The 22,411-nt window shown below is 65.2% G+C and carries 19 protein-coding genes, 2 tRNA genes and 3 pseudogenes; 6 read left to right on the top strand and 18 right to left on the bottom strand.

The features are described from left to right. Positions 1–4: 4 nt before the first annotated feature. Together ACVIIV_RS08080 and ACVIIV_RS08075 are read right to left on the bottom strand one after the other, a co-directional pair. Positions 5–472, bottom strand: a complete 468-nt coding sequence (locus tag ACVIIV_RS08080) for a DUF2269 family protein (RefSeq protein ID WP_456743715.1) — start codon at positions 470–472, stop codon at positions 5–7. Continuing rightward, a complete protein-coding gene (locus ACVIIV_RS08075) occupies positions 469–1,371 on the bottom strand; it encodes an alpha/beta hydrolase family protein (RefSeq protein ID WP_456743714.1) in 903 nt (300 codons plus the stop codon). The genes ACVIIV_RS08080 and ACVIIV_RS08075 overlap by 4 nt, the downstream gene beginning before the upstream one ends. Positions 1,372–1,638: 267 nt before the next feature. Between ACVIIV_RS08075 and ACVIIV_RS08070 the strand changes: the two genes are divergently transcribed. Both ACVIIV_RS08070 and ppa read left to right on the top strand, forming a co-directional pair. Beyond that, the gene (locus tag ACVIIV_RS08070) at positions 1,639–2,148 is read left to right on the top strand and encodes a GNAT family N-acetyltransferase (protein ID WP_008136728.1); all 510 of its coding nucleotides are present in this window, start codon (positions 1,639–1,641) and stop codon (positions 2,146–2,148) included. A gap of 178 nt (positions 2,149–2,326) precedes the next feature. Then, positions 2,327–2,863: an inorganic diphosphatase gene (gene ppa, locus ACVIIV_RS08065; protein WP_247299836.1), complete on the top strand. Its 537-nt coding sequence runs from the start codon at positions 2,327–2,329 to the stop codon at positions 2,861–2,863. A 167-nt stretch (positions 2,864–3,030) separates the two neighbouring features. On the opposite strand, the pseudogene folD reads toward ppa, so the two are convergent. From folD to ACVIIV_RS08050, 3 genes and pseudogenes are all read right to left on the bottom strand, one after another. Continuing rightward, positions 3,031–3,916 (bottom strand): annotated as a pseudogene (gene folD, locus ACVIIV_RS08060) (bifunctional methylenetetrahydrofolate dehydrogenase/methenyltetrahydrofolate cyclohydrolase FolD). Positions 3,917–3,926: 10 nt separating this feature from the next. Next, positions 3,927–4,271, bottom strand: coding sequence for a DUF167 domain-containing protein (locus tag ACVIIV_RS08055; protein WP_456743713.1), 345 nt, complete (start codon positions 4,269–4,271; stop codon positions 3,927–3,929). A gap of 15 nt (positions 4,272–4,286) precedes the next feature. Then, a complete protein-coding gene (locus ACVIIV_RS08050; RefSeq protein WP_018645113.1) occupies positions 4,287–4,577 on the bottom strand; it encodes a YggT family protein in 291 nt (96 codons plus the stop codon). Positions 4,578–4,781: 204 nt separating this feature from the next. On the opposite strand from ACVIIV_RS08050, the gene ACVIIV_RS08045 reads away from it, so the two are divergent. Next, positions 4,782–4,857, top strand: a tRNA-Ala gene (locus ACVIIV_RS08045). Positions 4,858–4,976: 119 nt separating this feature from the next. Here the strand turns inward: ACVIIV_RS08045 and ACVIIV_RS08040 are convergent. The 7 genes from ACVIIV_RS08040 to ACVIIV_RS08010 all read right to left on the bottom strand — a co-directional run bounded on the left by ACVIIV_RS08040 (position 4,977) and on the right by ACVIIV_RS08010 (position 12,861). After that, positions 4,977–5,789 (bottom strand): enoyl-CoA hydratase, encoded by an 813-nt coding sequence (locus ACVIIV_RS08040; protein ID WP_456743712.1) that lies wholly within the window; start codon positions 5,787–5,789, stop codon positions 4,977–4,979. A 122-nt stretch (positions 5,790–5,911) separates the two neighbouring features. Then, a complete protein-coding gene (locus tag ACVIIV_RS08035) occupies positions 5,912–6,706 on the bottom strand; it encodes a glutamine amidotransferase (protein ID WP_456743711.1) in 795 nt (264 codons plus the stop codon). A 124-nt stretch (positions 6,707–6,830) separates the two neighbouring features. After that, positions 6,831–7,610 carry an SDR family NAD(P)-dependent oxidoreductase gene (locus ACVIIV_RS08030; protein WP_456743710.1) on the bottom strand — a complete coding sequence of 260 codons (780 nt, stop codon included), beginning with the start codon at positions 7,608–7,610 and terminating at the stop codon, positions 6,831–6,833. Between the two features lie 180 nt (positions 7,611–7,790). Continuing rightward, on the bottom strand, positions 7,791–8,312 hold the full coding sequence (locus tag ACVIIV_RS08025) for a tellurite resistance TerB family protein (protein ID WP_456743709.1): 522 nt from the start codon (positions 8,310–8,312) through the stop codon (positions 7,791–7,793). Positions 8,313–8,624: 312 nt separating this feature from the next. After that, positions 8,625–10,034, bottom strand: a complete 1,410-nt coding sequence (locus tag ACVIIV_RS08020) for a DUF5939 domain-containing protein (RefSeq protein ID WP_456743708.1) — start codon at positions 10,032–10,034, stop codon at positions 8,625–8,627. A 50-nt stretch (positions 10,035–10,084) separates the two neighbouring features. After that, the gene (locus tag ACVIIV_RS08015; protein WP_456743707.1) at positions 10,085–11,452 is read right to left on the bottom strand and encodes a cytochrome P450; all 1,368 of its coding nucleotides are present in this window, start codon (positions 11,450–11,452) and stop codon (positions 10,085–10,087) included. A gap of 35 nt (positions 11,453–11,487) precedes the next feature. Next, the gene (locus ACVIIV_RS08010; protein ID WP_456743706.1) at positions 11,488–12,861 is read right to left on the bottom strand and encodes a hydrolase; all 1,374 of its coding nucleotides are present in this window, start codon (positions 12,859–12,861) and stop codon (positions 11,488–11,490) included. A 151-nt stretch (positions 12,862–13,012) separates the two neighbouring features. On the opposite strand from ACVIIV_RS08010, the gene ACVIIV_RS08005 reads away from it, so the two are divergent. Then, a complete protein-coding gene (locus tag ACVIIV_RS08005; RefSeq protein ID WP_456743705.1) occupies positions 13,013–14,701 on the top strand; it encodes an MFS transporter in 1,689 nt (562 codons plus the stop codon). Between the two features lie 109 nt (positions 14,702–14,810). Here the strand turns inward: ACVIIV_RS08005 and ACVIIV_RS08000 are convergent, their stop codons facing one another. Beyond that, entirely contained in the window at positions 14,811–15,026 is a 216-nt protein-coding gene (locus tag ACVIIV_RS08000) for a cysteine rich repeat-containing protein (protein ID WP_456743704.1), read from the bottom strand. A gap of 186 nt (positions 15,027–15,212) precedes the next feature. Then, the gene (locus tag ACVIIV_RS07995; RefSeq protein ID WP_456743703.1) at positions 15,213–15,521 is read right to left on the bottom strand and encodes a hypothetical protein; all 309 of its coding nucleotides are present in this window, start codon (positions 15,519–15,521) and stop codon (positions 15,213–15,215) included. Between the two features lie 253 nt (positions 15,522–15,774). On the opposite strand from ACVIIV_RS07995, the pseudogene ACVIIV_RS07990 reads away from it, so the two are divergent. Further along, positions 15,775–16,831 (top strand): annotated as a pseudogene (locus tag ACVIIV_RS07990) (polysaccharide deacetylase family protein). A gap of 280 nt (positions 16,832–17,111) precedes the next feature. On the opposite strand, the gene ACVIIV_RS07985 reads toward ACVIIV_RS07990, so the two are convergent. From ACVIIV_RS07985 to ACVIIV_RS07970, 4 genes and pseudogenes are all read right to left on the bottom strand, one after another. Then, positions 17,112–17,187, bottom strand: a tRNA-Thr gene (locus ACVIIV_RS07985). A 100-nt stretch (positions 17,188–17,287) separates the two neighbouring features. Beyond that, positions 17,288–19,112: pseudogene (locus tag ACVIIV_RS07980) on the bottom strand (heme biosynthesis HemY N-terminal domain-containing protein). Positions 19,113–19,148: 36 nt separating this feature from the next. After that, entirely contained in the window at positions 19,149–20,375 is a 1,227-nt protein-coding gene (locus ACVIIV_RS07975) for a COG4223 family protein (protein WP_456743702.1), read from the bottom strand. Positions 20,376–20,437: 62 nt separating this feature from the next. After that, entirely contained in the window at positions 20,438–21,184 is a 747-nt protein-coding gene (locus ACVIIV_RS07970; protein ID WP_456743701.1) for a uroporphyrinogen-III synthase, read from the bottom strand. A 151-nt stretch (positions 21,185–21,335) separates the two neighbouring features. On the opposite strand from ACVIIV_RS07970, the gene tsaD reads away from it, so the two are divergent. Continuing rightward, positions 21,336–22,409, top strand: a complete 1,074-nt coding sequence (gene tsaD / locus ACVIIV_RS07965; protein WP_456743700.1) for a tRNA (adenosine(37)-N6)-threonylcarbamoyltransferase complex transferase subunit TsaD — start codon at positions 21,336–21,338, stop codon at positions 22,407–22,409. The last annotated feature ends 2 nt before the right edge of the window (positions 22,410–22,411 follow it).

The raw sequence follows: 22,411 nt of genomic DNA, 5'->3' as shown, positions 1-22,411 counted from the left end.
TCTCTCAGAACGGTTTTGCGATCATCAGCCAGAGGATCAGCATCGTCGTCCCGAAGCCGGGGAAGCCGAACGCAAACCAGCGGCGGAACAGGATAAAGTAGCGCTCCGGGAGCGCGCTGCGCTGCTCGGCCGCCTTGCGCGCGAGGTCACGCATCTCGATCTGCATGAAGACGACGGGGACCCAGAACAGGCCGGCGACGGCATAAAGAGCAAGTGAGACAAGCAGCCAGCGCTCGGTGATCGACGTCGCCGAGAGCATCATCAACAGGCCACCCGTGACCGGCTGCAGCAGCACGGCGGAGAGCGTGAAGATCGCATCCGCAATCACGACGACGGACGCCGTGCGCGCAATGAATTCCGCGTCATGCGTGCGATGGGCCATCAGCATGAAAAAGGCGATGCCGGTTCCGGTGCCGAGGATGACGATAGCGCCGAGCACATGGAAAAACTTGACCAGGAAATACAGCGTCATGGCTTCTTGGTCGCCACAGGCCTGGGCGGGTTCAGTGCGCGCGCGAGCTCGCCGCTTGCGGCTTTGACCCCGGCTTCGGTTTCGATCATCCAGTGGCCGTCGCTGCCGACGGCCGGCAGCGTGCGCAAGTCGGCCTTGCCGCCACTGCCGCGAAACGCATCAACGAGTTTCTGCGAAAACGCGGGCGCGAAATAGCTGTCATTGACTGCAACAAGCCACGTGACCGGAATGCGCGCCGCTTTGCCGAACTCCGCTGCCGCGGCAAGTAGCGTATGCGGCGCGCAGATTCGGTTCGGCTCATCATTGGCATGGCCACCGCGCCCCGGCGCGAACACTGTGATCGCGGAGATCACCTTCGGATCGGCATTGGCGAGCGCAAGCGCACCCCATCCGCCGGCGGAGTGGCCGATCACGATCGCGGCATCCTTTCGGATGAAATCCTGCTTTTGCAGATAGGCTAGCGCCAGTGAAATTGCGCCGGCCGTGGCGCGGCCCGAGCGTACGTAATCGGCTTCGTCACAGCCGCCTTGATCCTCGACATAGCGGCCGCCAGTCGCACCATGGCCGGGCCGCTCCGGCACCAGCACGGCAAACCCGCGCGCGACGAGATCGGCGGCAAGCGGGCGGTATTCCGGCTGCGGCATTTGCGCCCGACGCAACGCGTTCTGCGTCGAGGCGTGCGCGATCACCGCGAGCCGGAATGGACCTGCGCCGGCGGGGCGAAACAACAGGGCATGCGCAGCAAGGCCGGTATCCGGCGAGGGCACAAGCCACTCTTGCCGACGAAACGGTTCGCCCTCCTCTCCCGATGGGCCAAACGTGACCTGAGCGCACAGAGGCGGCGCAGTCAGCAAAAAAGCCAGCAGAGGCAAGAGCGCGATGGTGTTGAGGAGCCGCATGAATTGCCGAGCACGGACACGAACAGCGAGAGGCAGATTAGTAGGAACGAATCAATATCGGCCGACTTTCTGCGTTGCCACTGCCGTTCCCTGGTTGCCGCAACGTAGTTTTGCACCGACGCCTGGCCCTGCGGGTGCCGTTTGAAAAGGCGGCTTGTCCTCTTTCGGCACAACATGGCCGAAATACTGATGCAGAAAGTCCACAGGTTAACCGATAATTAACGATAGGTCTTGCCGCCGACGCGGCGACTTGGTTTGATCGCGTTCATGAGCACAACCCTGATCGAGGTCCGGCCGGCCAAAGCTGCAGATGCAACTGCGGTGGCATCGACCCATGACGAAGCCTGGCGTTCGGCCTATCAGGGCATCATTCCCGGCGCCGAGCTGGAGAAGCTGATCAACCGCCGCGGTCCGCAGTGGTGGGACAGCGCGATCCGCAAGGGCAGCCGCGTCAGCGTGCTGGTGTTCGGTGACAAGATTGCGGGCTATGCCAATTACGGCCGCAACCGTGCCCGCAGCCTGCATTTCGACGGCGAGATCTACGAGCTTTACCTGCGTCCGGAATTCCAGGGGCTCGGCTTCGGCCGCCGCCTGTTCGCTGCCGCCCGCCGCGACCTCATGCAGAGCGGGCTGAAGAGCATGGTGGTGTGGGCGCTCTCCGACAACGACCCGGCGACCGAGTTCTACCGGGCGTTGGGTGGGCGCATGGTCGCACGCTCGTCGGAGCGGTTCGGGCCGAAATCGCTCGACAAGGTTGCCTTCGCTTGGACCAATTGAGCTGCTGAAACCTGATTCGGCAGCGTTTCCCGTCCGTCGATACCGTTGCCTTTAGAGCCGGTGATCGCCGGATTCATTATTTCACAAAAACGCGATGGATCAGCGGGCCGAGCCCGCGTATGACAGCGCCAAAATCGCTGCCGGGCGCGATTTCACCTCGGCAACAACGGAGTCTTGAATGCGTATCGATGCGGTCTCGATCGGAAAAAACGTCCCCCACGATGTCAACGTCATCATCGAGGTCCCCGTGGGCGGCGAACCGATCAAGTACGAGATGGACAAGGAGGCCGGCACGCTGGTGGTCGACCGCTTCCTCTACACGCCGATGCGTTACCCCGGTAACTACGGCTTCATCCCGCATACGCTGTCGGATGACGGCGACCCTTGCGACGTTCTGATCATCAACACCCGCGCCATCATCCCCGGCGCCGTCATGAGCGTGCGCCCCGTCGGCGTGCTGTTCATGGAAGACGAAGCCGGCGGCGACGAGAAGATCCTGGCGGTGCCGTCGTCCAAGCTGACGCAGCGCTACGACAAGGTGAAGAGCTATTCCGACCTGCCGGACATCACGCTGCAGCAGATCCAGCACTTCTTCGAGCACTACAAGGATCTCGAAAAGGGCAAGTGGGTGAAGATTTTGCGCTGGGGCGGCCCGGAGGATGCGCACAAGCTGATCCTCGAAGGCATCGAGCGCGAGAAGAAGAAGAAGGGCTGAGGCATCGGCCCGGACAAAGGTTTGCTCCCTCGCCCCGTTCTTACGGGGAGAGGGTTGGGTTGAGGGGCCTTTCTCCGCAAGCTACGCCGCCGACGGACCTGTACCCCCTCACCCGAATTCGATCTGCGATCGAATTCGACCTCTCCCCGCAAGCGGGGCGAGGTGGACTACACCGCCGGCTTCGGCAGGCCGGCAATCGCACAAGCAGCCCGCAGCGTATTCACGAGCAGGCACGCCACCGTCATCTGGCCGACACCGCCCGGCACCGGCGTGATCGCGCCGGCGACGGCGAGTGCTTCCTGATAGGCGACGTCGCCGACGAGGCGCGTCTTGCCGTCCTGCTTCGGAATGCGGTTGATGCCGACATCGATCACGGTCGCACCCGGCTTCAGCCAGTCGCCGCGCACCATCTCTGGCCGTCCGACCGCGGCATAGACGAGATCGGCCTTCTTCACGAGGCCGGGCAGGTCGCGCGAGCGCGAATGCGCGATGGTCACCGTGGCGTTCTCGTTCAGCAGCAGCTGCACCAGCGGGCGCGCCGACCAGATTGGAGCGGCCGATCACGATGGCGTTCATGCCTTCGAGCGAGGCATGCACGCTTTTGGTCAAAATAATGCAGCCGAGCGGCGTGCAGGGCGACAGCGCCTCGAAGCCGCCGGCGAGCCGGCCGGCATTGTTCGGATGCAGGCCATCGACATCCTTGGCCGGATCGATGGCGTTGATGACGGCCTCGGTGTTCAGCCCCTTCGGCAGCGGCAATTGCACGAGAATGCCGTGCACGGCGGGATCGCGGTTGAGCTTTGCGACCAGCGCCAGCAGATCGCCTTGCGAGACGTCGGCCGGCAGCTTGTGCTCGAACGAGGCCATGCCGGCGGCCTGGGTCTGGGTATGCTTGGAACGGACATAGACCTCGCTGGCGGGGTCGTTGCCGACCAGCACCACCGCGAGGCCCGGCACCAGATTGTGCTCGCGCTTGACGCGGGCGACCTCCTCAGTGACGCGGGCCCGGAGGTCCGCGGCAATGACTTTTCCATCGATGATCTCAGCGGTCATATCCGTTCTCTCAGTCTATCGATTTGGCCGATGTGAGCTGGCGCAGGGTTTCTCCGAGCCGCGCCGGATCGCCATCGACCGCGATCTGCTTCAGCCGCGAGGTCGCTCCGGATAGCAGCTTTACACTGCTCTTGGGAACGCCGAGCGATTTCGCCAGTAGCACCAGAACGGCCTTGTTGGCCTCGCCGCCATCGGCAATGGCGCGCACCCGCACCTTGAGCACGCTCCGGCCATCCGAGAGTTGCTCGATCCCATCGATGTCGTCGCGGCCGCCGCGCGGCGTCACCCGTAGCGCGATGCTGATTCCTGCGGCCGAGTAACGCCAGGGTTCGCTAGAAGCTTCTTTCGCAACCAAGGCGCTCCCGCCTGCTCAGATCACGTTCGGGTAGATGTAGTACAGGATCACCCGCTCGATGAACATGATGATCAGGATCAGGATGATCGGCGAGATGTCGAGACCGCCGAGACTGGGCAGGAAATTGCGGATCGGCGCCAGCAGAGGCTCGGTGATCCGGTACAGGAACTCCGCCACCGCCGACACGAACTGGTTGCGGGTGTTCACCACGTTGAAGGCGATCAGCCAGGACAGGATCGCAGAGGCGATCAGCAGCCAGACGTAGAGGTCGAGCACGATGATGACGATGTCGAGAACGGCACGCATGGCTTTTGAGGCCTCTGGCTTTTTGAAAATTCTGGCTGCGGTCGGGATTGACGCCTGTTGCTAGATATCGGTTCCCCCCGGGCCAAACAAGGGAAGTCGGCGCCTCCATGGCTAAAACCGGGTTACACCCGTCCTTGACTTGACCTTGGCGGGGACTTAAATGGCGCCCGGTTGTCGGCCGCATTCACCAGAGCGGCCAGCAAAGGGGCCATAGCTCAGCTGGGAGAGCGCGTCGTTCGCAATGACGAGGTCGGCGGTTCGATCCCGCCTGGCTCCACCAGCCTTCGCTCGCTTCGCGAGCTACGGCTAGGCAAGCCTGGGGAAGTCCATCGTAGCGAAGTGAGCGAAGGCTGCCGCGCCATAGCCCGAAGGGCGACGGCGGGCTCCCTCCGCATCCCCCTACCTCCCCGTAAACCTCGGCGGCCGCTTCTCCATGAAGCTCGCCACGCCCTCCCTGAAGTCACTCCCGTTCAGCGCCACCATCATTTCCCGGTTGGCCTCGATCGTCGCCTCGGCCAGCGTCTGGAACGGCACCTCGTAGAGCTGCCGCTTGATCACGGCCATGGCGCTCGGCGAGACGAAGTCGGCGAGATCGCGCGCATAAGCATAAGTCTCCTCGCGCAGCTTCTCCGGCGGAGAGAGCCGGTTGACCAGCCCGATCCGCAGCGCCTCCTCGCTCGACACGCGCCTTGCCGAGAGCAACAGATCCAGCGCGTTGGCGTGGCCGACGATACGCGGCAGCATCCAGCTGATGCCATGCTCGGCGATCAGGCCGCGCCGCGCGAAGGCCGTCGTGAACACCGTGTTGTCGGCGGCAAAGCGCAGGTCGCAATAGAGCGCGTGCACGAGTCCAATGCCGGCAGTCGCGCCATTGAGCATGGCGATGACAGGCTTCTTGATCGAAGGGTAATAGCCGTAGCGCGTCTGCCAATCCGGCCGGCGGTTCATGTCGAACGGCGGCAGGTTCGATGCGCGCCTGACGTCATCGGGGTCGAGCCCCTTCAGTGCATCCATGTCGGCGCCGGCACAGAAGGCGCGGCCGGCGCCGGTGAGCACGATGACACGGACATTGTCGTCGGCGCTTGAGGCTTCCATCGCATGGCGCACGTCGCGCTCCATGATCGGCGTCCACGCATTCATGCGATCCGGGCGATTGAGCGTGATGGTCGCGATCTTGTCGCTCACCTCGTAGAGAATGTGTTCGTAGGCCATGGCTCTCTCCCTTGTTTGCCGGCACGCGTTGGTGCGCGCTCGTTAGGAACGAGCCTAGCATATTCGGGGAAGAGGCAAGGGCCGCCAAGGACCTGCGCCAACGACCTCGCGCGAAGGCGCGATCACTCGGCGGCTTGCGCCAGCACCGGCCGGCGCGCCAGCCAGCCGTCGATGAAATGATCGAGCCAGGCGCGCTCCGCGACGTCGTAGACGGCACGATCCGCGAAGTGATGATGCCGCTGCCGCGCACCGGGCGCGCTGAAGCCGTCATAGCCGCGCGTGGTCCAGCGATGCATCATCGCGTAGGTCACGTCAGGGTGAAACTGCACGCCGAAAGCACTGCCGGCACGGAACGCCTGCACCGGAAAATCATCGCCTTCGGCGAGCAGCTCGGTGCCTTCAGGCAGCTCAAATCCCTCGCGGTGCCAATGATAGACCTGCGCCGGCCAGTGCGGGCAGAGCGCGCGCCCAGCGGCGGTCGGCCTGATCGGGTAGTACCCGATCTGGGTCAGTGCCTCGGCATGCGGCGCGACGCGGGCCCCCAGCTGCATCGCCAGCATCTGCGCACCTAAGCAGATGCCGAGGAACGGCCGTTGCTCGCGGAGCGGAATTTCGATCCAGTCGATCTCGCGGCGAATGTAATCGTCGGGATCGTTGGCACTCATCGGGCCGCCGAAGATCACGGCGCCGGCATGCTGATCCAGCGTCTCGGGCAGGGGATCGCCGAAGCGGGGACGGCGGATGTCGAGGCGATGCCCGAGCGCGCGCAGCGCATTGCCGACGCGGCCCGGTGTCGAGCATTCCTGATGCAGGACGATCAGAACCGGGAGCCGGATTTCGGAGGCGGCGGCGCTCGGCGCCCTCTGCGGGAAGGCTACCACCTCTGCGCCACCAAACCTGTCCGTCCGGAACGACATGGCCTCTGCGAGTGCTATCGGTTCAGACCACCAGCATAGCTAAGCGATGGTTAACATCGTGTGAGTTCGCGCACACAGGTCCGATAAGCAAACCCCGGGCCACTACGGGAGCTCTGCGATTTCTCTATCGCCTGCGCCGCTGGAACCGACTGGTGGCTGCCAGGATGAAGCCGCGCGGGAAGAAACGCAGCGCGAACGGCACAATCTTGATGCCGAGACCCGGCAGCACTGCCCGTTTGTTGGCCATCAGGCCACGATACGCCTCCTGCGCAACTTCGGCGGCGGAGACGTTGAGAAGGGCCGTGTCATGTTGGGAGCCGACGCCGGCGCGGGCCTGGAATTCGGTCGGCACCGGGCCCGGACAAAGCACGGTGACGCGGACGCCGCGTGGTGCAAGCTCGGCCCGCAACGCCTCGGTGAAGGAAATCACATAGGCCTTGGACGCGTAGTACACGGCCATGCCGGGGCCGGGCAGGAAGCCGGCGACCGAGCCGACATTGAGAAGACCGCCCTTGTTCCTGATGAGCTGATCGGCAAAGCGCAGCGACAGATCCGTCACGGCCCGGACGTTGACATCGACGATGCCGAGCTGCTCGGCGCGATCGTGCTCGATGGCATCGCCGAACACACCGAAGCCAGCATTGTTGACGAGATGGTCGAGCTCGACACCTTCGGCGGCAAGCGCTGCCGCGATCGTCTCGCCGGCATCCGCGTCCTCGAGATCGCAGGCGATCACGATCGGCTTCTTGCCGCCCTTGGCAGCGAGCTCATTCGCGAGCGCTTCGAGCCGATCCGCCCGTCTCGCGGTCAATGCGAGGCGATGTCCATTGGCGGCAAACACACGCGCCAGCTCCATCCCGATGCCCGCCGAGGCACCAGTAATCAGCGTCACCCGCTCAGCCACGATCAACGTCTCTTGAATTCAAGTATTTTGGCCCCGCAACGGCGGAACGAGAGCATAGGCCGAGCGCAACAGGCAAGCGGCACTGCCATCATGGCCACCTGAGCAGAACGACAGGCCGCGCTGAAAGACCGTTGATTTACAGGCGAATTCGGCGCAGGTGCCAAATAAATTAAAGTTTCTTCATGTGCCCGCAGGCCGCGGCTCGCAGAGTCCAGAGCCGTCAGCCGCCGCTATCCTTGGCTTTCCATCGGCCCTCTCTGCAGCTGCGTGCTTCAGCTCGATCCGGTCGCGCTGGGAGACCCCGAGCAGGTCGGACGCGCGCCAGACGACGTTGTCCTCGAACTCGCTGACCTGGCCGTCGGCATAGACCAGTTCCCACATCATTTGCACGATGCGCTTGCGCCCCTCTTCGTCGAGCGAGCGCATGATGACGCTGGTGAAGCGATAGAGATCAACCGCCTCGCCCTCGACCTGGGTGGCGTCTGCGATCAGACGATCCGCGGTGCCGCGGTCCAGCTCGAAATGGCTTTCGATCAGGCCATGCAGCTTGCGTTGCTCGGTTGCTGTCGGCCGGCCGTCCAGCGAGACCACGTGAATCAGCAGCGCAGTGGCCGCGAGCCGATAATCGCTGTCGCCGAATGCACGGGCCTGGTGCTGAGGACCGACAATATCAGCGATGAATTGGCGCAAACCGTCGAGCATAAGGTCCTACCGAGATCGATGACGCCGCAAGGAGCGCGGCCGTTACCAGCATTATATGAGCGGGAAACCCAATCGGCGCAACGTGCGTCAGTTCCGCGCGCGTATTACGTTTCGGCAATCTGTTCGGGCGAGTGGCCGTCATGGCCGGGCTTGTCCAGCCAAGACAATGGAGATGTAATACCCATCTGCCTCCACCTCGTCATTTGCGAGCGCAGCGAAGCAATCCAGAATCATTCCGCGGAGGCAGCCTGGATTGCTTCGTCGCAAGGGCTCCTCGCAATGACGGAGAATGTGGCGATCTCGTTCCGCCCCTCACGGTATCTCGTACACCACCATCTTGTCGGCGATGCCACGGAGCGCGGCCTGCTTCTGGATCGGCTTGATCTCGCGCTGCTGAAGGATTTCGGCGACCGCCGGCGCATCCAGCACCGGCCCGGTGATGTGAATTTCCTGTGCGGTCGACAGGCTCTGCACGCGGGCGGCGATGTTGACGGTCTGGCCGAAATAATCCTGCCGCTCGTTGAGCATGACCGCAAGGCAGGGACCCTCATGGATGCCGATCTTGAGAATGAGGTCGTTGGAGCCGCGCTGCTTGTTCAGTTCGTGCATGGCTGCACGCATGTGCAGCCCCGCGGTGATGGCGTGCTCAGGTCTGACGAAGGTCGCCATGACGGCATCGCCGATCGTCTTCACAACTGCACCCTTCTCGGTAGCGATGATCTCCAGCAGCGCACGAAAATGCGCGCGCACAAGATCGAACGCAGTGAGATCGCCGACGCGCTCGTACAGGGCCGTCGATCCCTTCAGGTCGGTGAACAGGAAGGTTAGGGACGTGATCTTCAATCGCTGGTCGACATTGAGATTGTCGGCCTTGAAGACATCGCGGAACGTCTGATTGGACAGCATCCGCTTGGCGGTCAGAATTGGCTTGCGTTTGCCGATCATCTCATGCAGCGCGTCGGCAGCAATCCAGATCGAGGGCAACACGCGACCGCCCGATTGATTCTCAAGCGTGAGGCGCAACGGACCGGGGCGCATCACGGTGGTCCCCGTAGGCGCCTCCAGCTTGTTGAACATGATCGAAAGCTGCTGGCGTTCGCTCGTCGGCTCACCCTGGACGTCCAGGAAATGAGCAGAATGAGTGACCGGTTCGAACACGATAATGAACTGGCTGGGCAGGTTCAGCGATAGGATTGCCTTCTCGCCGGCAGGCAATTCGAGTGCCTCCAGCGTCACCTCGTTGATCAGGCGCGAAAATGTTTCATCGTTGATGTCGACGCCCGAACTCCAGAACATCTGCCGCACATATTCCCAGATCGGCAGCGTGTCGGGATCGTGAGCACCGATGCGGCGAACCCGCGGACTGACGGTGAAGGCCACCTCGACCATCTCATCGACAGATGCCTCGTATCCGGCTGCACAGAGCGCGCAGTTGTAGTCTTCGTGCTTCAACGATTTCAGCGTTGCGTGTGCGCCCAAAACCCCTCCGCAGCCAGGACACAGCACGTTCCAGCTCATGTCGAACAGGCCGAGCCGCGAGGCATGCAGGAATCCGGAAATGACCTTCTCCTGGTCGAGCCCCGTGCGATCGGCAAAATCCAGCACATTGATGCGGTTAAGGTCGCGATCTTGGCCTTGGGCGATCAGCTGCGCGATCGCATCGACCACCTTGGCGTCGGCGGTCTGCTTCAGAACGGAGAACTGGGCCTGGATGTCGCTCATGGCGGGGCTCTATCTAGGGTGTATCACGCCATCGACCAGACGAGCGCCTGTCACCGACGCGTGATGCGGAACATGGGTGAGTGGTCCGGCTGGGTCGTGACGACGCCATGCGGGATCACGGGCGTCGCCGGATCGGCGAGCGCGACACGGAACGCTCCGATCAGCCGCGCCAGGGCCAGCACGGATTCGGCTTGGGCAAACGGCGCACCGACGCAGACGCGCGGACCTGCGCCGAACGGCAGGTACGCAAAGCGGTCCGGCTCCTTCGACATGAAGCGCTTTGGAATGAACGCGTTCGGCTGATCCCACAGCTTCTCGTGCCGGTGCAGCAGCCAAGGCGCGATCATGATGATGTCGCCCTTGCCGATCTCGACGCCCGCCGCATTATCCTTCTCGCGCGCGGCCCGTGCGACCAGGAAGGCTGGAGGATAGAGCCGCATGGTCTCGTCGATCACGGCGCGGGTGAATTTCTGGCGGTCGATGTCGGCCATGCTGTCGAGATGTTCGCCGTGCGCTTCGGAGGCGACCTCCTCCTGCGTGTCGGGATCGAGCGCGAGCAGATAGAGCGCCCAGAACAGCGCTGTCGCGGTGGTCTCGTGTCCCGCGAGGATCATCGTCGCGACCTCGTCGACGAGCTGCTCGTCCGAGAAGCCCTTGCCCGATTCGGGATCGCGCGCCTCGTCCATGAGATCGAACAGGTCGCGCGGCGGCGCGCCGTCCTTCTTGCCGGCCGCGCGCCGTTCGGCGATCAGCATGGCAACGAACTCGGTCCAGCGCTTGCGGAAACGGGCGCGGGCAAAATCCATCGGGCTCGGCCAGGATACCGGCAGCACCATGTCGAGGAAATAGGGACGCCCCAGCCTCGCGGCATATTCCATGATGAAGTTGCGCAAGGTCGCGCCGTGGCGGTCCATGCCGAACGAGAACATCGTGCGCCCGGCGATCTCGAGCGTCATGCGCTGCATGACCTCGCGCAGGTCGACGTCTTCACTCGCGCGCGCGTCGAGCTTGGCGATGGTCTCGTCGAGCACCGCCGTCATGTGCGGGACGAGATTTGCGGTGGCGCGCGGCGTGAAGGCCGGCGCGAGCGTGCGGCGCTGAAAGGTCCAGGAATGACCTTCCGCGATCAGAAGGCCGTCGCCGAGCACGGGGCGCAGCATGCGGATGCCGGCCGGCGTGCGCGTGTAGTTCTCGTAATTGCTGAGCAGAACGTGCCGGATCGCATCCGGCTGGTTGAGGATGAAACTGTTGCGGAAAAAGAAGCGGCCCGGGATGACGTCTTCCTCATAGGCGCGCTGTCCCCAGGTCGCGATCATGTTCTGCCGGATCACCGCGAGACGGGCGAAGAACGACATGTCGTCGGGCGCACGCGGGGGAGCCGGAGGGATGATGGGCCGACGCACGCTGGCGATGTTCATGGCTCCCTCCCGAGAGATGTGACGCAGGCAAATAGCTAGTAAGTCAGCTCGGCAATCGCAATCCGCTTCTCGGAGGCCGGCCAGGCGCGTGCCACAATCCGTTCTTCGCCAAATTGGGCCACGATGTTACGCCCGACCTCGCTGGCCGGAAGCCGCAGGGTTGCTGTCGCATCCGTGGGCACGCCTGGCTTGACGTCGGCGGGCTGCTTGCCGTCGAACAGCACCACGTCCCGCGGCAGGCCGAAATAGCCGCGCGGACGCGACATGATCACGACGGCGCCGGCATCCTTGTCGGCCGGTCCGAGCGGGCGCGCAGGCCTCAGATGCACGACGTCGGACGAGCGTGGGAACGGCGAACGATAGATGTGCGTCGTCGGCGCATCCGGCGAGGTCAGAACAAATTCGAGCGACCAGGCGGGCTCGACCTGCGCCGGCCCCCAGCGGCCGTCGAAGCCGGTCTTTGAGCTGTGCAGCGCACCACCCTTGCGCTCACCGGTATCGGGGTCGACACGGAAGACATCGACCGTTGCACCCGCGACCGGGCGATTGGTCGACACACCGCCGGGCGTGCCAGTGACGAGTCCGCTCAGGCGGACACTCTGCTCCGGCACGATCGCAATTCGCTGGGGCTCACGCCCCGCGATGAACTTGTAGATCTCGCGGAAGGCGCGCGGATGGAACGCCACCTCGCGATGGTCGAGCGCGCCGAGCACGAGATTGGTGGCACCCTTCAGCTCCGGCCCCTCGGCAGTGACATTGATCGGCGTGCCGGGCTTGCCGATGAAGCGGCCGTCGGGTTGCGCATATTTGTCCATGCCGTCGCTGCGCAGCGTGAGGAATGCAACGCCCGGCGTTACCTCGCTCTCGCCTTCGTTCAAGCCGCGCAGGAACGCGCCGCGGCCGTTGAACTCATTGTTCGGCTGGTCGTCGGTCGCGAACACGCCGTGATTGGGCGTGCCGCACAGCACGGCATGGCTGACATCGCCGGCGCCGCCGTTCCTGATGACGTTGCGGATGGCATAGCCGCCGCGCGAGCTGCCGACCAGCGCCACGCGAGGCGCACCGGTGCGGCGCTTCAGTTCAGTGATGGCAGCGGCGAGCTCACGGCGCTGGTCCTCGGTCGAGGAACGGTTCGCCTGCTCGACCTTGTCGTCGCTGCGCGCCAAGGGGTCGGTGAAATTGATCGCCATCATGCGATCCCGTGCGATGCCGTTGGACTCCATCCGCCAAAGCGTCGTCATCCAGAGCGCGTCGTAGTCGCCATTGCCGTGGACGAACAGGATCGGCGGCACCTCAGGGCTCGGCGTGGCCGCAGGTGCGGTCTGCGCCATAGCCTCCGTCCGCAAGCTCGCAATTGCGAAAGGCAAGCTGCCAACGCCCTGCAAAATCGTCCGTCGCGACAGCTTCATCTGTTCCTCCCCGGCAAGACCCGCCTCTTTGCACCGCTTATAGCGGCCTAACCACTGGACAGCGAAGGACTTTCGCGGGCATCACTGAATCTGCCGGAATCGCCCAAGATCGCTCTAAGACCATTTTCTGCCAGACCGTTTGGAAGGGGATATGACCGAGCAGACGAACCGCCAGAAAAGTGCCGCCGACGGCATTGCCGCGCCCCTGCGGTACACCGTGTTCCGGCGGATCTGGCTCGCCAGCCTGCTCTCCAATCTCGGCCTCCTGATCCAGGGCGTGGGCGCGGCCTGGGCGATGACGCAAATGGCGGCCTCGGCCGACAAGGTGGCGCTGGTGCAGACCGCGCTCATGCTGCCGATCATGCTGATCTCGATGCCGGCCGGCGCCATCGCCGACATGTATGACCGCCGCATCGTCAGCGTGGTTTCGCTGTCGATCGCGCTGATCGGCGCGAGCGCGCTCACCGTGCTGGCCGGCTTCAACCTGATCACCCCCGAATTGCTGCTCGCCTTCTGCTTCGTCGTCGGCAGCGGCAATGCGCTGTTCGGCCCGGCCTGGCAATCCTCGGTCAGTGAGCAGGTGCCGCCCGGCGCATTGGCGTCCGCGGTGGCGCTGAACGGCATCAGCTACAACATCGCGCGTAGCTTCGGTCCTGCGGTTGGCGGTGTCATCGTCGCGACGCTCGGCGCCGTGGCTGCGTTCGCCTGCAATGCGATCCTCTATCTGCCGCTGCTGGTGGTGCTGCTGCTCTGGCGCCGCAGCACCGAGCCCTCGCGCCTGCCGCGCGAGAAGCTCAACCGCGCCATGGTCTCGGGCGTGCGTTACATCACCAATTCGCCGCCGATCAAGATCGTGCTGTTGCGCACGCTGGTGATGGGCCTGATCGGCGGCGCCGTGATGGCGCTGATGCCGCTGGTCGCGCGTGATCTCCTCCATGGCGACGCGCAAACCTATGGCATCATGCTCGGTGCCTTCGGCATGGGCGCGGTGATCGGCGCGCTCAACATCCACGAACTCCGCAAGCGCATGAGCGGCGAGGCGGCGATCCGCGCCTGCACCATCTCGATGGCTTTCGCGATGGCGGCCCTGGCCCTGAGCACCGAACCGGTGCTGACGGCAACCGCGCTGGTCTTGGCCGGCGCCGTCTGGATGGCTGCGATCGCGCTGTTCAACATCGGCGTGCAGCTCTCGGCGCCGCGCTGGGTCGCGGGCCGCTCGCTGGCAGCGTTCCAGGCCGCGATCGCCGGCGGCATCGCGATCGGCGCCTGGGGCTGGGGCCATCTCACCGACTATGCCGGCGTCGAGATGGCGTTACTGACGGCGGCCGGCCTGATGCTGATCTCGCCACTGCTCGGCATCTGGCTCACGATGCCGCGCGTCGGCGCGCGCAACGAGGATGCGGACATGCTGGCCGATCCCGAGGTGAAGCTGTCGCTGACGGGGCGTAGCGGCCCGCTGGTGGTCGAGATCGAATACCGGGTCGCCCAGGAGAACGCGCGCGCGTTCCACAATGTGATGCAGGACGTGCAGCTCTCCCGCCAACGCAACGGCGCCTATGGCTGGTCGATCGCGCGCGACATCGCCGACCCCGAGCTGTGGACCGAGCGCTATCACTGCCCGACCTGGTTCGATTACTTACGTCAGCGCAACCGCTCGACCCAGTCCGAACGCGCGCTGCATCAGCAGGCGATCGATTTCCACATCGGCCCCGAGCCGGTGCGGATCCGCCGCATGCTGGAACGTCCGTTCGGCTCGGTGCGCTGGAAGGACGAGACGCCGGACCGTGCGGGTGGCGAGGTGCTGCCGGTGGTCGCGACCGCGGCGGGGAGCAGTACGTAGGTCTCTCGTCATTCCGGGGCGCGCGAAGCGCGAGCCCGGAATCCATCGAACGGCATACATTTGGGGAAATGGATTCCGGGTTCGCGCTTCGCGCGCCCCGGAATGACGATCACTGCCCGTGATCCGTCAGCACCTTGTCGCAGCCCTTGCTGAGGCGGGCGCGGTGCTGCTTCAGGCAGGCGAGCACGGCGCCGTCGCCATTGTTCATCACGGCGCGGCAGAAGCGGCTGACATCGCGTGCGCAGGCATCGTGGCCGGGCTGCTGCTGCGCTGACGCGCCCGATGCGCACAGGAGCAAAGGGATGATGAAAAGAAATCTGGCCATCGCGTAATGCCTCGTAGCGCAAAAGAATGTGCGGGCGAAGCTAGTGCGATGATCCCGGAGCCGCAACGGCTTTGTTGCCGAACGGGACGAACGCCAACGTGCGGGCCCGGCTTGACGCCGGGGGCACATCGCGAGGGGAGCTGACCGACGCAACGATCTCGGTTGCGCGCTCTTACTGCTTGTCTTTTACTGCTTGTCCTGGGCGTCAGCGACCTTGCGCGAGGCGCCCTTGGCGAGGTTCTTGTCCATCACCGCGCGGCAGCCGGCGCTTAAGTCCGAGCGATGCTTGATCATGCACGCCGTGATCTTCGGGATGTTCGGGATCTCCGCCGAGCACAGGCGAAAGGCATCGCCGGTGCACATCTGCTGCGCCTCGGCCGAGAAGGCGAAGCTCGCGCTCGTCGAAGCGATCGAGACGATGGCGGCCAGACCGAGGGTCAGGCTGGTGTCGCGGATCTTGCTGGTTAGGGACTTGGCGGTAAACGACTTGGTCATTTGAAGCTCCCATTGGCACCGCGCAAAGCGGGCCCGTTGTCGGTGGGAGCTACGATGCTCCGGCAAAACCGTTTCCACTGTGATGATGCTCACGGGAGGCCCATCCTCTGTGACATCAGTCACTTTGGCGCACCTCGCTGAAATTCCTCCGCAACCGCCGTCGCGTTGGTGTCACGTTAACTCTTACTTCGCATTAATGGCTTGTCGCGCGGGAAATTCCGCCGGTTTGGTTGCGTAATTGGAAAGAGTTGCGATGCGTAATGCGTTGGGCCTGATGCTGGCCAGTGTAGTTGCCGCGGTCGTGATCGCCGCCGGCGGTTGGTTTTATTATTCCGCGCGCGCCGATCAGGGCGCTCCCAAGACAGTTGCCGCCCGCGCCCGCCGACCCATTGCCGGCACAGGCGAAGCTCGCCGCCAAGGACGACGTTGAGACCACCGCGGCGATCGCGGCCAAGCCGGCCGCAGCGGCTTCGGTACCTGCGCCCACGCCAGCCATGCCGATGCAGCCGAAACAAGCCTGCGCCAATCCGACCGCGTTGGGAGTGTCCCGCGTGGTCGAGATCGACACGACAGGCGGACCGGGCTTCGGCTTCGAACACTTCAAGCAGTTCGACTTCCTGACCGAGAAGGAGGTCGTGCTGACCTTCGACGACGGTCCATGGCCGGTCAACACGCCCGCCGTGCTGAAGGCGCTTGCGGACGAATGCACCAAGGGCCTGTTCTTCTCGGTCGGCAAGCACGCGACCTACCATCCGGAAATCCTGAAGCAGGTGTTGGCCCAGGGCCACACGGTCGGCACGCACACCTGGTCGCACGTCAACCTCAACAGCAAGAAGATGACGGAGCAACAGGTCAAGGACGAGGTCGAGAAGGGCTTTAGCGCGGTGAGATTCGCGCTCGGCACCAACCCGGCACCGTTCTTCCGCTTCCCGCAGCTTCAGCACAATCCGGCGATGGTGACCTATTTCGGCACCCGCAACGTCGCGATGTTCTCGACCGAAATCGACTCCTTCGACTTCAGGAAGGGGGCAACCCCGGAGAAGATCGTCGAGACCGTGATGACGAGGCTCGACAAGCTCGGCAAGGGCATCATCCTGATGCACGATTTCCAGAAGAACACCGGCATCGCCCTGCCGACATTGCTCGCGCGGCTCAAGGCCGGCGGCTACAAGGTCGTGCAGATGAAGGCCAAGACGACCTTCCAGACGCTGCCGGAATATGACGAAGCGCTGATGAAGGACATGAAGGTGCCGACCGCGGGCACGAACACGCGCCCGATCGGAAGCGTGGTGCAGACGGTCTCGCAGTAAGCGCGATTGAAACGCTTCCTCAAGACGTCATGGCCGGGCTCTCGCCCGGCCATTTGCTTTTCGAAACGGGGATGGTGCCTACCAATAGATGTCCGTGGCGGTGCCACTCGCTGATGATGCGGCGCTCAGTCCAGCTGTGCTTGTGCTTCGGCTTGTCCAGTCTTGCCGTGGTCCTGGTGGCGGGCTTGGTCGTTGTGACCGGCGCTGAGGCGGTGGTAGCCGTAGTGGGAGCGACCACCGCAGTAGGCGCAGGAGCCGAGATCGCCGGCGGGCGAGGCGCTGGTGCCGCAAGAGGGATTCGAACCCCCGACCCCGTCATTACGAATGACGTGCTCTACCGACTGAGCTATTGCGGCGAACCCTGCCGGGGCCCGGACGTGGCGGCCCCGATACGTGCGCTCCTGATATCGGGCATGGCCGGAATTGGCAAGGACAAGCCGGGCCTGAAATGCGGCGTTACGCGCCCCAGCGGGACCAGAATCCGCGCCAGCCGCCGGCCTGGGCCTTTGCTTGGGCCTTGGGCGTGCCGATTTGTTCCGTAAATTCATCGCTCGGGCCGTCGTCGTCGATTGCCGGGATCATCCGGTGCACGGACGATCGGGATGACGGGCTGGATCGGCGCCGATGCCGGCTTGCCGAGGTCGGCTCGGGTTCGGAACACCGGCGTTGCCGCCGGCGGCGATGATTCGGCGGGCGCCGGAGCCGGATTCGCCGGCTCGGAGGGCGTGACAGCCGGCTCGTCGTCCTTCGCAGCGTCCTTGGCGGTTCCCTTGGCAGCTTCCTTGGCAGCGTCCTTGGCGCTTTCCTCGGCAACTTCTTTGGCCTGAGGGGGCGAATTGTCCTGGGCGGCCGGTGCCGGCACCGAGGCCATCACCGGCGGTTCCACGGGGCCTTCGCTGGGAGCGGCGGTCACCCGCTTCGGCGGCGGGGCCGCCAGCATGGCTTCCTCGAAGGCCGAGGATTCGATCGTGGCGCCCTTGTCCGAGGGCAGGCTCGCGACCGGTGTCTGCCACTGGAACGCATCGAGGCGGCCGGTGACCGGGGAGACCGGGCGCCAGCGCTCGCTGACATAGCCGTCGGCAGTCCAGGCGGGATCGAGGCGGGCGCGCACCGCGCGCAAGGTCCAGGCGCGGGCGCGGCCGCCGTCACCATGCTCGGTGCGCTCGATCTCGGCCATCAGCAGCGCGACGCGCTGGGTCGGATCGTTGACGTAGGGCGCCAGCACCTCGCGGGCGCGGGCGAACTCGGAGGCGTCGATCGCGGCGCGCGCGATCGCAAGCTGGCCCTCGACATGGCCGGGCGCGTTCGCAGATGTCTTGGCGGCGAGCGTCTCGACCCGTTGCAGGCGCTGCCGCGCGGAGTCGCCGAGCTTCACATGCGCATAGGCATCGGCGAGATCGGGATGCGGATTGGCGAGCCAGGCGGCCTCCACCAGCTTCATGGCGCGGCGCACCTGATGCGCCTCGCTCTCGAATCTTGCCGCGAGCACCGCCGCCGGCACCAGGGTCGGCGCGAGCTTGACCGCCTCCATCACGCTCTCGCGCGCGACGTCGCGATCCATCTTTTCCAGTTCCAGCGCGCGCGCGGTGAGCAGGACGCCGCGTTGCCGGCGATAGGTCCGCTTGTCGATCAGGCCTGCAGACAGATTCGAATCGAGGATCGCGAGCGCGCCGCTCCAGTCGCCGCGCGCGCAGCGGAAGCCGAGCACCGCATGCGAGGCCCAGGTCGATGAAGGCGACAGCTTGATTGCCTCCTCCGCGATCATCACCGCCCCGACTGCATCGTCGGCGCGCTGCGCCTCGATGAACAGGCCGCGCAGGCCGAGCAGCCGCGTGTCCTCGCGCTCGGCCATGGCGCGGAAGATGCGCTGCGCCTCGTCGCGATTGCCTTCGAGCTGCGCCGACTGTGCGTGCAGGAGGAGCGCGAGCGGATCGTTCGGCGCATGCCGCCGCGCCGCCTCGGCGTGACGGCGGGCGAGCCCAGAATCGCCATGACCGATCGCGAGCAGGCCGTGGGTGATGGCGTGGCGTCCCCGCGCCTGGCGCTTTTCGTGGCGACGGCGGCGCAGACGCCCCGGCGTGCGCCAGATCATCGTCAGGATGCTCCAGACCAGCACGACGGCCGCGGCAAAGAGCCCGAGCAAGAACACGAACCTGGGAAGCGTGGTCGAGATGCGGAGGCTACCCGCGGTCAGGACGAGATCGCCGGGCTGGTCGGCAACCCAGGCCGCACCGGCCGCCGCCAGTGCGATCAGGACGAGAAACAGGACGATGCGAAGCATGGCGACCCCTATACGCGCCGATTGTTGCGCGAACCTTTACTGAAGAGGCTTGACCGGATCAGATTTGGCGAGATCCGCCATGGTGTCGTCGGCGAATTTGCGGGACGCGGCGAGCGCGGCGTCGCGGGCATCGGCCTTGTCGAGCCAGGCCTGCGCGGGGGCACGATCAGCCTCGGGCAGAGTCTTCAGCTCGCGCCGCGCCTCCACGAAATCGTTGCGGAGCGCAGCCGCCGTCACGCGCGCAACAATGGCACCGCGATCGTTGCCGACCCCGTCGGTGCGCTCGATGCGGACGAGTTTTGACGCGCCGGCCTGGAGCCGCTCGACAATGCCGGCGGCGCTCGACGGAGCTTCCGCCGGCGGCGACAGCTTCGGCACGATGTTGAGGAGCTCGCGGCTCAGCGCGGCCGCCGTCGGAATGCCGGACGATGCAAACGCATCCAGCGGCTTCAGCGTGTCCGGCTTGGCCGCCAGCGACCGTGCCGCGGCCAGTTGCGATTGATAGGGATCGCCGTGGCGAACGGCGACGTCGAGCAGGGATGCCGCCACCACATGGCGGAGCGGCTTGTCGTCCATCGTCCTGGCCTCCGCGATCTTCTCGCCCTGCTGCGCGAGCTCGGCGCGCTCCGTCTTGCTGGCGCGCTCGAGCTGAGCGATGCGGTCGAGGACAGCGGCAAGATCAGGCGCTGCAGCGGGCGAGGCCACTTTCGCGTCGTTCAAGGCATTGGCCGTCTTGTCGAGCTGCGCACGCAGATTGGCAACGTCGCTGCGCAGGCTGCTTGCGGATTTCTCCAGCGCGTCGAGCCGCGCCGCCATGGCCGGATCGACTGCGAGCTTGCCGGCCTTGGCTTCGACCGCGGCAACGCGTCCGCTCAGCGCATCGACTGTCGCACTAGTGACCTGCGGCGCCTGCACCGCGGGCCAGCCCAGCATCCAGCCGACCGCGATCACGACCGCCGCTGCGACAGCACCGGAGAACGGCGCAATGATCCAGGGGGAAATCGGCGCTGACAGAGGCGCGGATGCTGCGGACGCTTGCTGCTCCCCAGACTCGGACTGAGGCTCGGGCTTCACCTCTTCCGATCCCGTCTCTTCAAACCTGGCCTGCTCCTGCCCGGCATGCTCGGACGCCTCGGGCTCGCCCGCGACCTGCTGCGGTTGGGTGGAGACTTCCGTCGCCTCGATATCGATGGTGGGCGGCGTGCGCTTGGCGCGACCCGCGTCGGGCGCCAATCCGGCGTCTTCAGGCTTGTCATCGGCCATCGTGACGGTTCCTCACACTTCATACCAGGGTGGATTAGCTTGCGTCGGATTCGGCCCGACCTTTACGCCAAACGGGTGCGCAACGCACGCTCCAAGGTGTCGAATAAGGCAGTTTCGTCCGGCGTTGCGGCCACCAGAACCTGTGACGCGCCAGCATCGCGTAGTACGGCCGCAACCGCCTCGGACACGCAGCAATGCGGGATCGCCAGCGCCGAGATTTCGACGCCTTCGTCCCGCGCCGCATCCAGGAACGCACGTGCGCTGCGCCGGGAGTAGTGCAGCACCGCCTCTATCCCGTGGGCCGCAAAGCCCTCGCAGACCTCGCGCGGCAGATGCTTGACCGGCGCCATGCGATAGGTCGTCTGCGTCACCACGCGGAAACCCGCCGCACCGAGCTCGCCGCCGAGGTCGCGCGACAGATCCGCGCCCGCGAGATACAGCAGCGTGCTCTTCTTCTTCAGCACCTTGTCGCGCGCGCTCTGCATCACCTTGTCGCGCAAGGAAGCAGCGTCGCCGCCGGCAACGATCACCTCGCCAAAACCGGCCTCGCGCGCCGCGGCCGCCGTATGCTCGCCGACAGCAAACAAAGGCAGCTCCAACAGACCAAGGTCCGGCAATTGCGGCGCGACGGCGCGGATCGCGTTGGCTGAGGTGATGAGAACGGCACCGTAGGGCGCTTCACGCTCGCCATGGAAGGCGACCGGCTCGAACTTGAGCACCGGCGCAAGCAGCACCGCATGCCCGCGCGCGCGCAGATTTTCCGCCGTCGCCTCATTGTCGGGATGCGGCCGTGTGACAAGGATGGACATCGCTGGTGTTCCCGAACCACGTGGCGGTGACGCATTGACCTCGACGGCTGCGCGTGACGATTGCGCAAGCCGACCCGGGAATGCTACCGGACGTACCAGAACTCTGCTTTACGGATGAGCGCAAGGGCGCAAATTGGATAACGATTCGCCAATGCTGGTATTGGGCATCGAAACCACCTGCGACGAGACCGCCGCGGCCGTGATCGAGCGCGCGGGCGACGGCAGCGGCAAGATCCTGTCCAACATCGTGCGGTCGCAGGTCGAGGAGCATGCCCGTTTCGGCGGCGTGGTACCGGAGATCGCCGCGCGCGCGCATGTCGACGTGCTCGACGGGATCATCGACCGTGCCATGCACGAGGCCGGCATCGACTATGCCCAGCTCGACGGCGTCGCAGCGGCCGCGGGGCCCGGGCTGATCGGCGGCGTCATCGTCGGGCTCACCACCGCGAAGGCGATCGCAATGGTGCATGACACGCCGCTGGTCGCAGTGAACCATCTGGAGGCGCATGCGCTGACGCCGCGCCTCACCGACGGAATCGATTTTCCCTACTGCCTCTTCCTCGCCTCGGGCGGCCATACCCAGATCGTCGCAGTCACCGGCGTCGGCCAGTATGTGCGGCTCGGCACCACGGTCGACGACGCGATCGGCGAGGCCTTCGACAAGGTCGCGAAGATGCTGGGACTGTCCTATCCCGGCGGTCCGCAGGTTGAACGCGCGGCCGCAAGCGGCGATGCCACGCGCTTTGCATTTCCGCGGCCGATGCAGGGGCGCCCCGATGCCAATTTCTCGCTGTCCGGATTGAAGACGGCGGTCCGCACCGAAGCGAGCCGGCTGGCTGAGCTCACGCCGCAGGATATCAGCGATCTCTGCGCGAGCTTCCAGGACGCGGTGCTGGATTCGACCGCGGACCGGCTCAGCGTCGGCCTCAGGCTTTTCCGTGAAAGGTTCGGCGCGCCGCGCGCGCTGGTCGCTGCCGGCGGCGTCGCTGCCAATCAGGCGATCCGCGGCGCCCTCGATGACGTTGCGAGGCAGGCCGGGACGCAGCTGATCATGCCGCCGCCCGCGCTCTGCACCGACAACGGCGCCATGATCGCATGGGCCGGCGCCGAACGCCTCGCGCTCGGCCTGACCGACACGATGGACGCGCAGCCGCGCGCACGCTGGTTACTCGACGCCAACGCGACGGCGCCAGCAGGTTACGGCAACACGCGGGCGGGATTTTAGCC

It is taken from the genome of Bradyrhizobium sp. USDA 4354 (assembly GCF_054060315.1).
This window is presented reverse-complemented; position numbering and strand designations above follow the sequence as displayed.

Excerpts from the sequence above, each read along its gene's own strand:
- ACVIIV_RS08080 (WP_456743715.1), bottom strand. The coding sequence starts at position 472 with ATGACGCTGTATTTCCTGGTCAAGTTTTTCCATGTGCTCGGCGCTATC.
- ACVIIV_RS08075 (WP_456743714.1), bottom strand. The coding sequence starts at position 1,371 with ATGCGGCTCCTCAACACCATCGCGCTCTTGCCTCTGCTGGCTTTTTTG.
- ACVIIV_RS08070 (WP_008136728.1), top strand. The coding sequence starts at position 1,639 with ATGAGCACAACCCTGATCGAGGTCCGGCCGGCCAAAGCTGCAGATGCA.
- ppa (WP_247299836.1), top strand. The coding sequence starts at position 2,327 with ATGCGTATCGATGCGGTCTCGATCGGAAAAAACGTCCCCCACGATGTC.
- ACVIIV_RS08050 (WP_018645113.1), bottom strand. The coding sequence starts at position 4,577 with ATGCGTGCCGTTCTCGACATCGTCATCATCGTGCTCGACCTCTACGTC.
- ACVIIV_RS08040 (WP_456743712.1), bottom strand. The coding sequence starts at position 5,789 with ATGGCCTACGAACACATTCTCTACGAGGTGAGCGACAAGATCGCGACC.
- ACVIIV_RS08035 (WP_456743711.1), bottom strand. The coding sequence starts at position 6,706 with ATGTCGTTCCGGACGGACAGGTTTGGTGGCGCAGAGGTGGTAGCCTTC.
- ACVIIV_RS08025 (WP_456743709.1), bottom strand. The coding sequence starts at position 8,312 with ATGCTCGACGGTTTGCGCCAATTCATCGCTGATATTGTCGGTCCTCAG.
- ACVIIV_RS08020 (WP_456743708.1), bottom strand. The coding sequence starts at position 10,034 with ATGAGCGACATCCAGGCCCAGTTCTCCGTTCTGAAGCAGACCGCCGAC.
- ACVIIV_RS08015 (WP_456743707.1), bottom strand. The coding sequence starts at position 11,452 with ATGAACATCGCCAGCGTGCGTCGGCCCATCATCCCTCCGGCTCCCCCG.
- ACVIIV_RS08010 (WP_456743706.1), bottom strand. The coding sequence starts at position 12,861 with ATGAAGCTGTCGCGACGGACGATTTTGCAGGGCGTTGGCAGCTTGCCT.
- ACVIIV_RS08005 (WP_456743705.1), top strand. The coding sequence starts at position 13,013 with ATGACCGAGCAGACGAACCGCCAGAAAAGTGCCGCCGACGGCATTGCC.
- ACVIIV_RS08000 (WP_456743704.1), bottom strand. The coding sequence starts at position 15,026 with ATGGCCAGATTTCTTTTCATCATCCCTTTGCTCCTGTGCGCATCGGGC.
- ACVIIV_RS07995 (WP_456743703.1), bottom strand. The coding sequence starts at position 15,521 with ATGACCAAGTCGTTTACCGCCAAGTCCCTAACCAGCAAGATCCGCGAC.
- ACVIIV_RS07975 (WP_456743702.1), bottom strand. The coding sequence starts at position 20,375 with ATGGCCGATGACAAGCCTGAAGACGCCGGATTGGCGCCCGACGCGGGT.
- ACVIIV_RS07970 (WP_456743701.1), bottom strand. The coding sequence starts at position 21,184 with ATGTCCATCCTTGTCACACGGCCGCATCCCGACAATGAGGCGACGGCG.
- tsaD (WP_456743700.1), top strand. The coding sequence starts at position 21,336 with ATGCTGGTATTGGGCATCGAAACCACCTGCGACGAGACCGCCGCGGCC.